Source organism: Streptomyces sp. NPDC127177 (genome assembly GCF_042672475.1).
GTDB lineage: Bacteria > Actinomycetota > Actinomycetes > Streptomycetales > Streptomycetaceae > Streptomyces.
Genome location: NZ_JBHXUW010000053.1, coordinates 19,896 through 34,976, shown reverse-complemented (window position 1 = coordinate 34,976; position 15,081 = coordinate 19,896). Strand labels below are relative to the sequence as shown.

Annotated in this window: 13 protein-coding genes and 1 riboswitch; of the genes, 6 read left to right on the top strand and 7 right to left on the bottom strand. The window is 71.7% G+C overall.

Features of this window, described 5'->3' with window-relative positions; translation table 11 throughout:
• Positions 1 to 219: 219 nt before the first annotated feature.
• A complete protein-coding gene (locus ACFVJX_RS27715; RefSeq protein ID WP_384123175.1) occupies positions 220 to 1,776 on the top strand; it encodes a peptidoglycan DD-metalloendopeptidase family protein in 1,557 nt (518 codons plus the stop codon).
• A gap of 28 nt (positions 1,777 to 1,804) precedes the next feature.
• On the opposite strand, the gene pcrA is transcribed toward ACFVJX_RS27715, so the two are convergent.
• Positions 1,805 to 4,243 (bottom strand): DNA helicase PcrA, encoded by a 2,439-nt coding sequence (pcrA, locus tag ACFVJX_RS27710; RefSeq protein WP_384123177.1) that lies wholly within the window; start codon positions 4,241 to 4,243, stop codon positions 1,805 to 1,807.
• Positions 4,244 to 4,499: 256 nt separating this feature from the next.
• Positions 4,500 to 4,665: riboswitch (cyclic di-AMP (ydaO/yuaA leader) on the top strand.
• Between pcrA and ACFVJX_RS27705 the strand changes: the two genes are divergently transcribed.
• A complete protein-coding gene (locus tag ACFVJX_RS27705; RefSeq protein WP_384123179.1) occupies positions 4,664 to 5,815 on the top strand; it encodes an NlpC/P60 family protein in 1,152 nt (383 codons plus the stop codon). Its footprint overlaps the riboswitch before it by 2 nt.
• 166 nt (positions 5,816 to 5,981) lie before the next feature.
• On the opposite strand, the gene ACFVJX_RS27700 is transcribed toward ACFVJX_RS27705, so the two are convergent.
• Entirely contained in the window at positions 5,982 to 6,335 is a 354-nt protein-coding gene (locus tag ACFVJX_RS27700; protein WP_384123180.1) for a hypothetical protein, read from the bottom strand.
• Positions 6,336 to 6,695: 360 nt separating this feature from the next.
• On the opposite strand from ACFVJX_RS27700, the gene ACFVJX_RS27695 reads away from it, so the two are divergent.
• Positions 6,696 to 7,742: an NlpC/P60 family protein gene (locus tag ACFVJX_RS27695; protein ID WP_384123181.1), complete on the top strand. Its 1,047-nt coding sequence runs from the start codon at positions 6,696 to 6,698 to the stop codon at positions 7,740 to 7,742.
• Between the two features lie 42 nt (positions 7,743 to 7,784).
• The gene (locus ACFVJX_RS27690) at positions 7,785 to 8,558 is read left to right on the top strand and encodes a GNAT family N-acetyltransferase (RefSeq protein ID WP_384123183.1); all 774 of its coding nucleotides are present in this window, start codon (positions 7,785 to 7,787) and stop codon (positions 8,556 to 8,558) included.
• Between the two features lie 9 nt (positions 8,559 to 8,567).
• Here ACFVJX_RS27690 and ACFVJX_RS27685 read toward each other — a convergent pair whose 3' ends face one another.
• Entirely contained in the window at positions 8,568 to 9,272 is a 705-nt protein-coding gene (locus ACFVJX_RS27685; RefSeq protein WP_384123185.1) for a LuxR C-terminal-related transcriptional regulator, read from the bottom strand.
• Complete coding sequence (locus tag ACFVJX_RS27680) at positions 9,256 to 10,554, bottom strand: PspC domain-containing protein (RefSeq protein ID WP_384123187.1); 1,299 nt, start codon at positions 10,552 to 10,554, stop codon at positions 9,256 to 9,258. Before ACFVJX_RS27680 ends, ACFVJX_RS27685 begins: the two co-directional genes overlap by 17 nt.
• Positions 10,555 to 10,752: 198 nt before the next feature.
• On the opposite strand from ACFVJX_RS27680, the gene ACFVJX_RS27675 reads away from it, so the two are divergent.
• On the top strand, positions 10,753 to 12,081 hold the full coding sequence (locus tag ACFVJX_RS27675) for a PspC domain-containing protein (protein ID WP_384123189.1): 1,329 nt from the start codon (positions 10,753 to 10,755) through the stop codon (positions 12,079 to 12,081).
• Positions 12,068 to 12,331, top strand: a complete 264-nt coding sequence (locus ACFVJX_RS27670) for a hypothetical protein (RefSeq protein ID WP_384123191.1) — start codon at positions 12,068 to 12,070, stop codon at positions 12,329 to 12,331. Before ACFVJX_RS27675 ends, ACFVJX_RS27670 begins: the two co-directional genes overlap by 14 nt.
• Here the strand turns inward: ACFVJX_RS27670 and ACFVJX_RS27665 are convergent.
• The 3 genes from ACFVJX_RS27665 to ACFVJX_RS27655 form a co-directional block, all read right to left on the bottom strand.
• Positions 12,238 to 12,747 (bottom strand): DoxX family protein, encoded by a 510-nt coding sequence (locus ACFVJX_RS27665; RefSeq protein WP_384123193.1) that lies wholly within the window; start codon positions 12,745 to 12,747, stop codon positions 12,238 to 12,240. The genes ACFVJX_RS27670 and ACFVJX_RS27665 overlap by 94 nt on opposite strands.
• 152 nt (positions 12,748 to 12,899) lie before the next feature.
• On the bottom strand, positions 12,900 to 14,165 hold the full coding sequence (locus ACFVJX_RS27660; protein ID WP_384123195.1) for a hypothetical protein: 1,266 nt from the start codon (positions 14,163 to 14,165) through the stop codon (positions 12,900 to 12,902).
• Positions 14,166 to 14,305: 140 nt separating this feature from the next.
• On the bottom strand, positions 14,306 to 15,076 hold the full coding sequence (locus ACFVJX_RS27655; RefSeq protein WP_384123197.1) for a class II aldolase/adducin family protein: 771 nt from the start codon (positions 15,074 to 15,076) through the stop codon (positions 14,306 to 14,308).
• Between the last annotated feature and the right edge of the window lie 5 nt (positions 15,077 to 15,081).

Here is a 15,081-nt window from a genome sequence, read left to right as displayed (position 1 = left end):
CCGCGCCCACAAATAGAACGGGTTTCGAACGTAGAGCCAAGGCTCTGTGAGCGGTCCGCCGAAAGGCGGCCGATTGCCCGTTTCCTGAGCGCTCCCCAGCCGTGGAAGATTGTCGGCGTCGCATACCGCCGGGTACAGTCGCGGCCACTGCTTTCCCCCCGGAGTCCCCCACCGGACCCGTCGGGCGCAGGTCCTGCTGCCGAGGCGAGAGAGAAGTTGGTGAACGACCAGCACCCCCACGCCGGGTACGTCGGATACGACAGCCACTCCACGGGCAGTTTCGACAGCGACCCGCTCTTCGGCTCCCTTCCCGGCGGCTACGACGGCTCGTACGACACCACTCCCGGTTACGCCGCCCCGTACGACAACGGGCAGGCCGGGTACAGCGGCCAGTACGACTCCACCCAGTGGGACACGGGCGCACACCAGACCTTCGAGTACGGCCACCCCGCCGACTACACGGCCTACGCCCCCCACCACCAGCAGCATCCGCAGTACGAGGCGGCCCCGCAGTACGACGCGGCCCCGCAGCAGTACGACACCGGCGCAACCTGGGTGCCCACCGACGGCTACGCCGCGAACATCCCGGCGCAGGGCGGCGCACCGGACTCCTCGGGCCAGTGGGACACGTCCGGCTGGTACGCGAACGGCCAGTGGGCAAGCACCGACACGGCGGGATACGACACCGGCGCCTACGACGCCACCGCCTGGAACACCGGCGCCACGCCCGAGCACACACAGCAAACCATGCAAACCCTGACGGGCTCGTACGGAACCGAACAGACGGCACAGCACCCGTACGAAACGTACGAGTTCAGCGTCCCGGAGCCCGATCCACGACCCGAGGCGCAGCCCGACCCGGGGGCCGAGGCGCAGCTCGATGCGGATCTCGACGCCCACGGCGGCCCCGAGGCCGGACCGGACGACTACGACATCCCCGCCGGCCACGACGCCGAGGACCATGACCACGCCACGCCCCGGGCCGACTCCCACCGCCCCACGGGCCGTCCGGCCTCCCGCGGTGGCGGCAGCCGCAGCCGCAGGCGTTCGCCCGCCAAGCGTTCCGCACTCCTCACCGTCGCCGTTCCGTCCGCCTGTGTGATGAGCGTGGCCGGTATCGCCGCCGCCTCCGTGGGCGGCATGGGCGGCGGCGAGGAGAAGAAGGACGACACCACGACGATGGCGGCCGCCGATCCCGGCTCGGTCAAGCCCGTCGCGGTCAACAACAAGCTGGACACCCAGCTCGCCAACCTCAGCGCGGACGCGGAGAACTTCGCCGACCGCGCCAGCCGCACCCAGGAGCGCATCGACCTGAAGGCGCGGCAGGCCGCAGACAAGAAGAAGCGCGCCGAGGAGGCCGCCCGCAAGGAGGCCCTGCGGCCCAAGTACGTCATGCCGGTCAAGGAGCACGGCCTCAGCGCGTACTTCGGCCAGGCGGGCGTCAACTGGATGTCCGTGCACACGGGCATCGACTTCCCCGTCCAGTACGGCACCCCGGTGATGGCCGCGACCGACGGGACCGTCCGTACGCAGTACAACACCGCGTACGGGAACATGGCCATCGTCACGATGGCCGACGGCACCGAGACCTGGTACTGCCACCTCAGCAGCACCAGGATCCGCTCGGGCCCGGTCAAGGCCGGTGACGTCATCGCATACTCCGGGAGCTCCGGCAACTCGACCGGCCCGCACATGCACTTCGAGGTGCGGCCCGGCGGCGGCGCGGCCATCGACCCGCTGCCCTGGCTCCGCAGCCACGGCGTCGACCCGACCTGAGCCGGCGGCCGGCGCCGGCCGCCCCCGGCTACAGCTTCTGGACCGGCGCGTAGCGCAGCAGCAGCTTCTTCGGCCGCTCGTCCCCGAAGTCGACCGTGGCCTTCGCCTGGTCACCGACGCCCTCGACCGCCGTCACCGTGCCCAGACCGAACTGGTCGTGGGTGACCCGGTCGCCGACCACCAGCGTGATCGTCGGCTTGTCCGAGGTGCGCCGGGTCGCGAAGCCCGAGGGGCCGGAGCGTGAACGGGACGCCGAGAGCGACGAGGTGATGCCCGACGTCGGTCCCGCCGGGGCCGCCATCGGCCCCTTCCGCTTCCAGTCCAGGTGCTGCTCCGGGATCTCCTCCAGGAACCGCGACGGCGGGTTGTACGAGGGCTGGCCCCAGGCGCTGCGCATCGCGGCCCGGGTCAGATAGAGCCGCTCGCGGGCACGGGTGATGCCCACGTAGGCGAGCCGGCGTTCCTCCTCCAGCTCCTTCACCTGGCCCAGCGCCCGCATGTGCGGGAAGACGCCGTCCTCCATGCCGGTCAGGAAGACGACAGGGAATTCGAGGCCCTTCGCCGTGTGCAGCGTCATCAGCGTGACGACGCCGGAGCCGTCGGTGTCCTCGTCCGGGATCTGGTCGGAGTCGGCGACGAGCGCGACCCTCTCCAGGAACTCGGAGAGGGTGCCCGTGCCCTCGTCCTCACCGCGCTCCTGCTCGAATTCGAGGGCGACGGCGGCGAGCTCCTGGAGGTTCTCGATCCTGGTCTCGTCCTGCGGGTCCGTGGACGCCTGGAGTTCGGCGAGGTAGCCGGTCCGCTCCAGAACGGCCTCCAGCACCACCGCGGGGCCTGCGCCCGACTCGACGATCGTGCGCAGCTCCTCCATCAGCGTGTTGAACCGCTTGACGGCGTTGGCGGAGCGGGCGGCCATGCCGTAGGCCTCGTCGACGCGGCGCAGCGCCTGCGGGAAGGTGATCTTCTCGCGCAGCGACAGGGCGTCGATCATCGCCTCGGCCCGGTCGCCGATGCCGCGCTTGGGCACGTTCAGGATGCGGCGCAGCGGGACGGTGTCCTCGGGGTTGGCGAGGACGCGGAGGTAGGCCAGGACGTCCCGGACCTCCTTGCGCTCGTAGAAGCGCACCCCGCCGACGACCTTGTAGGGGAGGCCGACCCGGATGAAGATCTCCTCGAAGACACGGGACTGCGCGTTCGTCCGGTAGAAGATCGCGACGTCACCGGCCTTGGCGTCGCCCGCGTCGGTCAGCCGGTCGATCTCGTCGGCGACGAACTGCGCCTCGTCGTGCTCGGTGTCCGCGACGTAACCGGTGATGCGGGCGCCGGTGCCGGCGTTGGTCCACAGGTTCTTCGGGCGGCGGCTCTCGTTGCGCTCGATGACGGCGTTGGCGGCGGACAGGATCGTCTGCGTGGAGCGGTAGTTCTGCTCCAGCAGGATCGTGGTCGCGTTCGGGTAGTCCTCCTCGAACTGGAGGATGTTGCGGATGGTCGCGCCGCGGAAGGCGTAGATCGACTGGTCCGCGTCACCCACGACGCACAGCTCGGCGGGGGCGTCCTCGGGTCCGGCCGGGCCGACCAGCTCCCGTACGAGGGTGTACTGGGCGTGGTTGGTGTCCTGGTACTCGTCGACCAGGACGTGCCGGAAGCGGCGGCGGTAGTGCTCGGCGACGTCGGGGAAGGCCTGGAGCAGGTGGACCGTCGTCATGATGATGTCGTCGAAGTCCAGCGCGTTGGCCTCGCGCAGCCGGGACTGGTACATCGCGTAGGCCTGGGCGAGCGTCTTCTCGAAGCCGTCCGCGGCCTGGCCCGCGAAGGTCTCCTCGTCGATCAGCTCGTTCTTCAGGTTCGACACCTTCGCCGTGAACGACTTGGGCGGGAAGCGCTTCGGGTCGAGGTCGAGGTCGCGGCAGACCAGCGCCATCAGCCGCTTGGAGTCCGCGGCGTCGTAGATCGAGAACGAGGAGGTGAAACCGAGCTTCTTCGACTCGCGGCGCAGGATCCGTACGCACGCGCTGTGGAAGGTCATCACCCACATGGCGTTGGCACGGGGCCCGACGAGCTGCTCGACGCGCTCCTTCATCTCACCGGCGGCCTTGTTGGTGAAGGTGATCGCGAGGATCTGGCCGGGGTGCACCCCGCGCTCCGCCAGCAGATGGGCGATGCGGTGGGTCAGCACCCGGGTCTTGCCCGAACCGGCCCCGGCGACGATGAGCAGCGGGGAACCCGCGTGCACGACGGCGGCGCGCTGCTCGGTGTTCAGCCCGTCGAGCAGCGCGGCGGCGTCGATGACCGGGCGGTGCGCCCCGTCGCGGTAGTACGCGTCGCGGGGCGACGGAGGCCCGTCGAACACGCCCGAGAAGAGGTCCTCCGGCACCGCTTCGGGTGCGGAGTCCTCGGGGGGCGGCGGGGGCCCGTCCTCCGCTTGCTGGAGGCCGGCCAGGAAACTGTCGTCAAAGAGGCTGCTCATCGCTGTACGAGTCTAGGGCGCCCCACTGACACCCGGGGCCGCATGGGGAGAACGCGCACCGGCCGGGAACACGCACGGTGAGCCGCTTCCCACTCTGCGCAGGGTTCCCGGCCGCTCATCCCGCCGGGAGCGGGCAGGTTCCGCAAGGTCACGAAAATGTATCGGGCATATCGAACATCAACCTTCACAGCGACACCATGAGTTGGCTAGCGTGCTCGTTCGGGCGGCCCGTACCCCCGAGGCGAACCACGCCGAGCGGACGTCCACGCCGAATTCGGGCTGCCCGTGCGGGAGCCCGGAACCGGGGACCCACACGCATCACCGGGGTGAATCGGTCCGAACCTCCCACCAGGACCGTAGGGCAGCCTTCCGTTCCGCCCGAACCCGACAGCTAACCCGGTAGGCGGTCCACGGAAGGAGATGCCGGCCTTGGCCTCGCATCGCAAACCGCGCCCCCGGGTGCGCAGCACCACACCGGCCATCGGGTTCACGACGGCGGCACTCGCCTCGGTGACCCTGCTCTCCACGCAGAGCGCACTGGCGGCCCCGGCCCCGAAGCCCAGCATCGAGGACGTCCAGAAGAAGGTCGACGACCTCTACCGGCAAGCGGGCACCGCGACCCAGCACTACGACGAGGCCAAGGAAGCCACCGCCAAGCAGCGCACCAAGGTGGACACGCTGCTGGACGACATCGCCGAGCGCACCCAGAAGCTGAACGAGGCCAGGCGCACGCTCGGCAACTACGCCGCCGCCCAGTACCGCGACGGCGCGCTCGCACCGACGGCCACCTTCTTCCTGGCCAACGACCCGCAGTCGTTCTTCGACCAGACGCACCTCATGGACCGGATGGCCAGGAACCAGCAGCAGGCCGTCACGGACTTCCGTACGAAGCAGGTCGAGGCGTCCAAGAAGCGTGCCGAGGCGGTGACCGGCCTGGAGACGCTCACCGAGTCGCAGACCCGGCTGCGCACCAGCAAGCAGAACGTCCAGAACAAGCTGACCGAGGCCCGCACGCTGCTGTCGAAGCTGACCGCCGAGGAGAAGGCGCGCCTCGCGGAGCTGGAGCGGAAGAAGAAGGCGGAGGCCAAGCGCAAGGCGGCGGAGCTGGCCGAGAAGCAGGCCGCCGCGAAGGCGGAGGCCGACCGCAAGGCCAAGGAGGCCGGCGGCGGTACGGACACCGGTTCGGGCTCGGGCACCGGCTCGGGTTCGGACAGCAGCGCCACGACGAAGGCCGAGAAGGTCCTCGCGTTCGCCAGGGCCCAGATGGGCAAGCCGTACGTATGGGGGGCGACCGGCCCGTCGTCGTACGACTGCTCGGGGCTCACCCAGGCGGCCTGGAAGGCGGCGGGTGTCAGCATTCCGCGGACCACCTGGGACCAGGTGAACGTCGGCACCCGGATCGCGACGGCGGATCTGCAGCCCGGGGACCTGGTCTTCTTCTACGACGACATCAGCCACGTCGGCATCTACAAGGGCAACGGCATGATGATCCACGCGCCCAAGCCGGGGGCGAACGTGCGCGAGGAGTCGATCTACTACATGCCGATCTACGGCAGCGTGCGGCCGGGCTAGCGGCCGCCCGCACGGTCCCGGTCATCGCCGGGTCGGCGGCCACGAGTGGGCCGAGGACCGAGCCGGTGCGGAGGAGGCGCTGCGGCGGGAGGGCCGGCGGGTCGACCGGGACGCCGTGCCGTAACCGTCGGCGGCCGGTGATGTGTCACCGGTCGCCGACGACCGCTCAGGTCCAGAGCGTGGCGATGAAGATGTTGACGACCGTCAGTCCGCCCACCGCCGCGAAGAGGCCCTTCTCGGCCTTCTCCTCGTCCCGTTTGACGTAGACGATGCCGAGGATGACGACCAGGATCAGCAGCTTGATGCCGATCTTGACGTTGTTCACGGGGTGGTCGTCGGCCTGGTCGAGCCCGACCAGCGCGATACCGGTCACCAGCATGGTGAGCGCGCCGTGCAGCATCCCCGGCACGAACCGCGCCGTCCCCGCCCCCATCGCCTTCATCTGGGTGAGGAAACCACCCAGCAGGGCGGCGATCCCGATGATGTGCAGGGCGACGAAGACATCGATGAGTACACGCATGGTTCCGCACCCTAGTCCGGGCCATATCAGCCTCCGGAAGCCAGGTGAGACTTACTCGCCACTTGACTGATGAATGCACCAATTGCCTGACTCTGGTGCAATTTTTCCTGTCACTCGGCAACAACGCCCCGCCAAATTCGGGCAATAAGCGTCATTACGACTCCTGCCCGTGCCCCGGGTTTAGCGTCCCTACCCAGGTGACCGGCTTCACCGCCGCTCCGCACCCGGACGGCGCCTTCCGGTCACCCCGCCGTGAGATCCGGCGGCGGGCCGCTCCCCCTGTTGGCGACCCGCCGCCGGACCGGGGCGGGCCCGCCGGTAGACCCCGACGGGCAGTCGACAGGAAGGACCACCGCCCTCGTGGCCGCGCACCGGAAACCCAAGCAGCGCCTGTACACCGGCTCTGCTGCCCGCACCGCAGCGACCCTCGCCCTCGCCGGGGCCGCGACCGCTGCCGCGCTGCCGGGATCCGCGCAGGCCGACCCGACGCCCACCACCGCCCAGGTCAAGGCCGAGGTGGACCGGCTGTACCGGGAGGCGGAGGTCGCCACCGAGCAGTACAACGGCGCGAAGGTGAAGGCGGCCGACACCGCCGAGTCCATCGACGCGCTGCGCGACGAGGCCGCCCGCAGGACGGAGCGGCTCAACGCCTCGCGCGACGAACTGGGTTCCTACGCCGCCGCGCAGTACCGCTCGGGGGGCCTCGACCCGTCCGTGCAGCTGGCGCTCTCCTCGGACCCGGACCAGTACCTCCAGCGCGCCTCGTACGTCGAGCGGGCCGCCGACGGCCGGGCCACCGAGCTGCGTACCGTACGACGCCAGGTCGCCGAAGTGGCGCAGGTGCGGTCCGAGGCGGCAGGACAGCTGGCCGAACTCGCCACCCGCCAGGCCGACCTGAAGAAGCACAGGGCGACGGTCCGGTCCAAGCTCGCCGAGGCCCGCAAGCTGCTCGCCCGCCTCTCCCCCGCCGACCGCGCCGCCTACGACGCCTCGGACGGCGGCCGCGGCACGGGTCACGCCGACCGCGGCTCCCCGCGCGGCTCCGGCCGCGCGCCGAACGCCCGCGCGGCCGAGGCGGTCGCCTTCGCCTACGGGGCCCTCGGCAAGCCGTACGTCTGGGGCGCGACCGGCCCCTCGTCGTTCGACTGCTCCGGCCTGACCCAGGCGGCCTGGCGCTCCGCGGGCGTCTCGCTCCCCCGCACCACGTACACCCAGATCAACGCCGGCCGACGCGTCGGCAGGTCCGAACTCGCCCCGGGGGACCTGGTGTTCTTCTACTCGGGCGTCAGCCACGTCGGCCTGTACATCGGCAACGGCCGGATGATCCACGCCCCGCGTCCCGGCGCCCCGGTCCGTATCGCGCCGATCGACGAAATGCCCTTCGCCGGAGCGACCCGGGTGGCATAGGCTCCCGTCCTTCCGAACCACCGGACCGAGGGACACCCACACATGCCCATGGACGTCGAAGTCCAGACCCATGCCCGCACGCTGACGCTCCGCTCCCCGGACCACGTCCGGGTCGGTTCGTTCGTGATCCGCTACAACCCGAACTGGTCGCTGAAGTACGCCAATTACGCGATCCCCGACCAGGGCGCCGAGCCGACGCCCGGCGAACTCGACGCACTGATCGCGGCCTTCCGCGAGCTGGACCGGATGCCGCGCCTGGAGTATCTGCCCGGCTGGGCGCCCGCGGTCGAACCCGCTCTGCTCGAAGCCGGGTTCACCGTGGAGAACCGGGCCCCGATCCTGGCCTGCGCCCCCGGGGACCTGCTGGCACCCAAGCCGGTGGACGGGGTGGTGACGGCGGAGCCCGGCACCGACGCGGAGTTCGCCGCCGCCGCCCTCGTCCAGCACCTCGGGTACGGCGGGACCGGCGAGCCCGAGGACGGTACGGCCGAGTGGCTGCGCAACGCGGCGGCCGGCGGCGGGGTCGCCGTGCTCGCCACCGTCGAGGGGGCCCCGGCGGGCGCGGGCGGCTGCTCGGTACCGGTCGACGGTCTCAGTGAGCTGGCCGGTCTCGCGGTCGCCTCCAGCTTCAGGCGGCGGGGCATCGGAGCCGCCCTCTCCGCCCATCTGACGAAGACGGCCTTCGAGCGTGGCTGCCGCGTCGTGTGGCTGGAGCCGGGCGACGCGGACGTGGAGCGGATCTACGCGGGCATCGGCTACCGCAGGGTCGGCGAGAAGCTCAACATCTCGCTCGACCCGGAGCGGCCGACCGGCTGACCGCCCGGCTCAGACCAGCCGTCGGGCCGTCGCCCAGCGGGTCAGCTCATGACGGTTGGAGAGCTGGAGCTTGCGCAGCACCGCCGAGACGTGCGACTCGACCGTCTTCACCGAGATGAACAGCTGCTTGGCGATCTCCTTGTACGCGTAGCCGCGGGCGATCAGCCGCAGCACCTCGCGCTCGCGCTGGGTGAGCCGGTCGAGGTCCTCGTCGACCGGGGGCGCGTCCGTCGAGGCGAAGGCGTCCAGGACGAAGCCGGCCAGCCGGGGCGAGAACACCGCGTCGCCGTCCTGGACCCGGAAGACCGAGTCGACCAGGTCGGCGCCGGTGATGGTCTTGGTGACATAGCCCCGGGCGCCGCCGCGGATCACTCCGATGACGTCCTCGGCGGCGTCCGAGACGGACAGCGCGAGGAAGCGCACCGGGTTCTCGACCGGGCCCATGAAGGGGGCGCAGCGGCGCAGCACCTCGACGCCGCCACCGCCCGGGAGGTGGACGTCGAGGAGGACGACCTCGGGGCGGGTCGCCGTGATGACGGTGACCGCCTGGTCGACGTCGGCGGCCTCGCCGACGACCTCGACACCGGTCTCCTCGGTGCGGCCGATCTCGGCCTGCACGCCGGTGCGGAACATCCGGTGGTCGTCGACGAGCACGACTCGTACCCGGCGCTCCGGGCCCTCGTGGCCCCCGGTCGCCTCAGTGGTCCCGTTCATCGCTCGTCCTCTCCATCTCCAGCTCGACTTCCGTGCCCCCGCCGGGCACCGAACGCAGCCGGGCGGTACCGCCGTTGCGCTGCATCCGGCCGATGATCGATTCTCGTACGCCCATTCTGTCCCCCGGCACGGAGTCCAGATCGAATCCGGGACCCCGGTCGCGCACCGAGACGAAGACCGTGCGGCCCTCGACCTCGGCGTAGACCTGTACGGCCCCGCCCTCGCCACCGTACTTGGCGGCGTTGACCATCGCCTCGCGTGCGGCCTGCATCTGTGCGGTCAGCCTCTCGTCGAGCGGGCAGTCGCCGACGACGACGACCTCCAGCGGGACACCGTGCTTGTCCTCGACCTCGGCGGCGGCGCGCTTGACGGCCTCGGCCAGGGTCTCCGGTTCGTCGTCCTCGTCCTTGCCCGTGCCCTCGGGGTTGTACAGCCAGTTGCGCAGCTCGCGCTCCTGGGCACGGGCCAGTCTGCGGACCTCGCCCGGGTCCTCCGCGTTGCGCTGGATCAGGGTGAGGGTGTGCAGGACGGAGTCGTGCACATGGGCCGCCACCTCGGCCCGCTCCTGGGCCCTGATGCGCATCAGGCGTTCCTCGGAGAGGTCCTGTGTCATCCGTACGAGATAGGGACCGGCCAGCAGCGCGATGCCGGTGAGGACGGCGATGGCCGCGGTGAGGACGTTTCCCAGCTGGGCGGCGGAGCCGCGTACCACCATGAAACCGGCCAGGCCGAGGCCGACCAGGGCGACCCCGGCGAGCCCACGGGCCAGATGCAGCACCCGGCGGCGGCTGCCGACCTCCATCCAGCGGGCGCGGCGGGCGTTGTCGGCCTGTCGCCACACCAGGACGGAACCGGCGCCGATGAGCAGCGTGGGCCAGATGTAGCGGTCGGCCTTGCTGCCCATGTCGACGTTGCTGACGAAGATCACGGCGCCGACGAGCAGCGCGACCAGGGCGAAGACCTGGCCCCGGTCCGGCTTGCGGAGCCGGCGTCTGCCGTCGGGGGCGGTCTCGAAGACGGACCTGGGGCTGTCGACACCGCCGACACCGAGCGGGACGACGATCCAGAACACGGCGTACAGGAGCGCGCCGAGGCCGTCCGCGAAGAACAGTCCGAGGAAGACGAACCGCACCCAGGCGACCGGCAGCCCGAGGTGTCCGGCGAGTCCGCGTGCGACACCGCCGAGCAGCCGTCCGTCGGCGCTGCGGTACAGCTTGCGCAGCGGTGGCTCCTCCGGGTCGGGGGTGAGGGAGCTGGCGGCTCGGGCGGTGGCGGCTGGCATGCCCCGATCGTCACACGCGCGCAGGGGTGGTGGCATCAGGGTCGGCCCCCACTTCGACCCTGAGAGCCGGATGCGGGTTACGGGGGCTGCGGGCCGGGCCGGCGGAACGGTCCCCTCAGGGTCGGGCGGGGCAATATCAGGGATCGGCCAGGGTCGGGGCGGGTGCCGGACGGGCCGGGCGCCCGTCACCATGGAGCCATGACCGTTCCTCAGGACGCGCCGCCCGGAGCCGCACCGCCGTCACCACCCGGGCCGGCGCCGCAACTGCGGCGCACCCCGCGGCAGAAGGTGGTGGCCGGGGTGTGCGGCGGGCTCGGCCGGTACTGCGATGTCGATCCGGTGATCTTCCGGATCGTGCTCGGGGTGCTCTCCGTGACCGGTGGTCTCGGGCTGATCTTCTACGGCTTCGCGTGGCTGCTGGTCCCGCTGGAGGGCGAGGAGGAGAACGAGGCGCGCCGGCTGCTTTCGGGCCGGGTCGAGGGGGCGTCGCTGATCGCGGTGCTGCTCGCGCTGATCGGCTGCGGCCTGTTCCTGTCCATGCTGGGCAACGGAGGCACGCTGGCGTTCTCCGCGATGCTGGCCGTCGCGGTGCTCGGCTTCTCGGTCTGGACGCAGCACCGCAGGACGGCCGATCCGCAGGGTCCGCTGCACCCTGCGGCCGCGCAGGCCGTCTCGGACGCGCCGCCGGAGGTGAAGGCTCCGCCGCGGCCGGGCACTCCGTCCTGGTGGCGGGACCCGATCATCAAGGACGGTACGTCGGGGCCGGTGGGCCTCGGCTATCTCTGGGGGCCGGCGGACACGACGATGGGCGGCAGGGCGGCAGGCCCGTCCGGGGCGACGGCCGATGCCCCGTTCCGGGCGCCCCGGCAGCCGCGGGAGAAGGCCGACCGTGGACCGGCCTCCATCGCCGGCGGCGTCTTCCTGCTCGCGGTGACGGCGGGCGGCCTCGGCACGGGGCTCAGCTGGGACTCCCAGCCGCTCGGCACGAGTCTTCAGATCGGCCTGGCCGCCGCGCTCGCGGTGTTCGGGGCCGGGTTGCTGATCAGCGCCTTCCTCGGCCGGACGGGCTTCGGCACGATCCTGCTCGCGGTGATCACGGCGGGGCTGCTCGCGGGTGCGTCCGCGCTCCCCAAGGACATCTCCACGCACTGGGTGCGCGAGGAGTGGCGGCCGGCGACGGTCGCCGCCGTGCAGCCGCGGTACGAGGTGGCGTCCGGGGTGGCGGATCTGGACCTCACCCGGATCGCCGTCCCCGAGGGCGGCACGGTCAGGACCCGGGTGGAGGTCCGGGCCGGCCGGGTCCTGGTGCGGGTTCCGGAGAACGTCACGGTGAAGGTGCGCGCGCGGACGGACCTCGGCGCGATCACGCTGCTGGACGGCCGGAGCAGGGCCGATGTGGACGTCCGCTCGTCGCAGGACGAGCGCAGGACGATGCGGCCGGCCGAGGGCGGCAAGCCGGCCGGTACGGTCGAGCTGGATCTGGAAGCCGGTTTCGGACAGGTGGAGGTCAGCCGTGCTGCGTCATGAGATCCGGCCCGGACGGGCCGTGGCGGGCCTGGTGCTGCTGGCCCTGGCGGCCGGTTACGCGGCCGATGCCGCGGGCCTGTGGAACGCCCCGCTGGTGTTCTTCGCCGCGCTCTTCGCCGGCGGCGTCTGGGCGGCCGTCCTGACCACCTGGGCCGCCTACATGATCCGGCGCCGCCGGGAAGCGCGAAGGGCGTCCAGGGAGAACGTGGGGGCCCCGCCGAGCAGCAGCGGCAGCCAGGCCATGAGGTAGGCGAGGTCGTTGCCCAGGTAGTACGGCTCGGCCTGCCAGCTGACGGTCAGCCACAGGCTCAGCGAGATCAGCGCACCGCCGAGCGCGGCGATCCTGGACCACAGGCCGAGCAGGGTGCCGATCCCGACGGCGAGTTCGCCGAACGCGATGGCGTACCCGAAACCGGACGGGCTCTTGAGCGCGAGGTCGACGAGGCCCGGGATCGCGGCCGAGTCCCGCACCCCGCTCATCATCTCGCCGATGGATCCCGCGCCGGTGGTGTGGAAGAAGGCGCTGTCGGTCAGCTTGTCGATCGCCGCGTAGACGAAGGTGACGCCGAGGAAGATCCGCAGTGGCAGCAGGGCATGCTCCCGCGCCAGCTCCCCCGGGCTCCTGGCCTCGCCCAGACCTCGCCCGCTCGTGCCGTACCCGTGCATGGTTCGCCCGCCTTCCGCAGCCCGTGTGCGGAGGGCCACCGGCCCCGCCCACGGATTCATTCGACCCCCGCCGGACCGTTCGATCCGTCACCAGACCTTACGTATGCGGCGTGGTCGGGGCTCAACAGGTGTGCGGGGAATCCACGGACGCCTCAGTCGGTGACGTCGATCTCGACCCGGTTCGACTCGGTACCCGCCGCCGTGACGACCTGCACCTCGACCACCCCCGGCTCCACCTCCACCGGCACCGGCACGGTCAGCACGGTGTCGGTCGGGTTGGCGAAGCCGCCGGGGACCGGGATCAGGGGGACGTGCACGTGGACCGGGCCGATCCGGACGACCATGCGGGCCAGCCTGTCGGGGGCCCCGGCGCCGGGCGGCACGAAACCCGCGCCCCGGATCTCGATGTCGTCGCCGGTCCGGATCGGCGCGTCCAGGTCGCCGGCCTCACGGGACCTGACCACCGACAGCACCACCGGCCGGCCCGACTCGGTGTACTTGCCGGCCAGGTAGGCAGCCGCCGATACGGCCACCAGCAGGGCAAGGCCCCAGGGCAGATCGGGCAGTTGCTCGGGCCGCCGGGCCAGCCGGACCGCGGCGAAGACCACGGCGACGGTGGACACCAGGACGTAGCTCACATCGGTGAAGGCGCCCCGGCCGGAGTCGTCGGTCAGCAGATCCGCGGCGCGCGGCCGGTCGGCCCGCAGCTTCTGGAGCCGCCCGGACAGCACCCGTACGCTCACCACCCGCCGGACGACCACGGCGACGGCGCACACCAGCGCCAGCACGCTCACCACGCCGGCGCCGCGCGCCAGGTCCAGGCCCTCGATCAGCGCGTCGCGCTCCGAGTGGCCGGAGGCCGCCGCCAGTTGGAGCGCGAGGACGAGCACGGAGAAGACGGCGAGCAGCACCCAGGACGCGGCGACCGTGCGGGAGGTGGAGAGCCGGTTGTCCTCGCCGATCAGCGGGGCGAGGAGGCCGCCGCGTGCCCGGTGCACGTGGGCGGCGGCGGTCAGCAGCCCCGCGGTGAGGAGTCCGGCGACCAGCCCGGCGGTACGGGCGTGGCTCCAGCCCGCGCCGATCGCGGTCGCGGACTCGGCGACGGCCAGTACGGCGACGGCGCCCCACACGATGACCAGGGTGCGCTGCCACACCCGGTACAGCCAGGCGTCGCCCGCCTCCCGGCCCCGGTCGGCGACCGCGCGCGCCGACTGGGTCAGCTCGTCCGAGACCCACTGCCGGGTCGCGGACGCGGACCGGGCGACCCCGGTGGGCAGTCCCTGGCCCGCGGCCAGTTCGTCCCGCTTGGTCAGGAACGCGGCCACCGCGCGCCGGTGTCCCTCGCGTGCCCCGTGCGGACAGTCACCGCACGTACAGCCACCGCCGTGCGTGCTTTGTCGTGCCTCGTCCAACGCCACGGAGAACGCCGCCCTTTCCCGCCCCGGTACCACTGATTCCCGACAGCCGTCGGCCAATCCAACTCAGCTGTGATTGCTGCGAATTGTGCCGTACGGGACCGGCTTCCCCCGCATCGGGGCACACCGGGCGGGTGGGTTCGTCAGAACGTTCGAGCGATTCGCTGCCACTGCGGCTGGTAGTTGATCCAGGCGACCAGGTCGCTGCCGAGCTGTTCCCGGGTGGTGACCGCGTCCCGGTGCTCGATCAGCACCGGCTTCCCGGCCGCCCGCGCGGCCAGCTGCACCTGGCAGGACCGCTCCATCGTGAGGAACCACCAGGCCGCCGCGTCCACCGAGTCGCCCACGGTCAGCAGTCCGTGGTTGCGCAGGATGACCGCCTTGCGGCTGCCGAGCGCGGCCGCGATCCGGCGCCCCTCGTCCTCGTCCACGACGACGCCGGTGTACGCGTCGTACAGCGCGTGGTCCTCGTAGAAGGCGCAGGACTCCTGGGTGATCGGCTCGACGAGCTCCCCCAGCGCGGCCAGCGCGCGGCCGTGCACGGAGTGGGTGTGGGCGACGGCCACGACGTCCGGGCGGGCCCGGTGCACCTGGGCGTGGACGGCGAACGCCGCCTGGTTGACGTGCCGGCGGCCCTCGACGACCTGACCGTCCCCGTTGACCAGGATCAGCTGCTCCGGCCGCAGCCCCTCGAAGGGGGCGCCGAAGGGGTTGACCCAGAAGCAGTCCGGGAATTCGGGGTCGCGCGCCGTGATGTGCCCGGAGACGCCGTCCTCGTACCCGTACTCACCGAACAGCCGCAGCGCCCCGGCCAGCCGCTCCTTGCGGTACGCGCGCTCCTCGTCGACGGAGGCGTGCACGGGCGGCATGGCGAAGTGCAACTGCTCCACGGGTATGGGTGTGGGCTCGGGCATGGCGG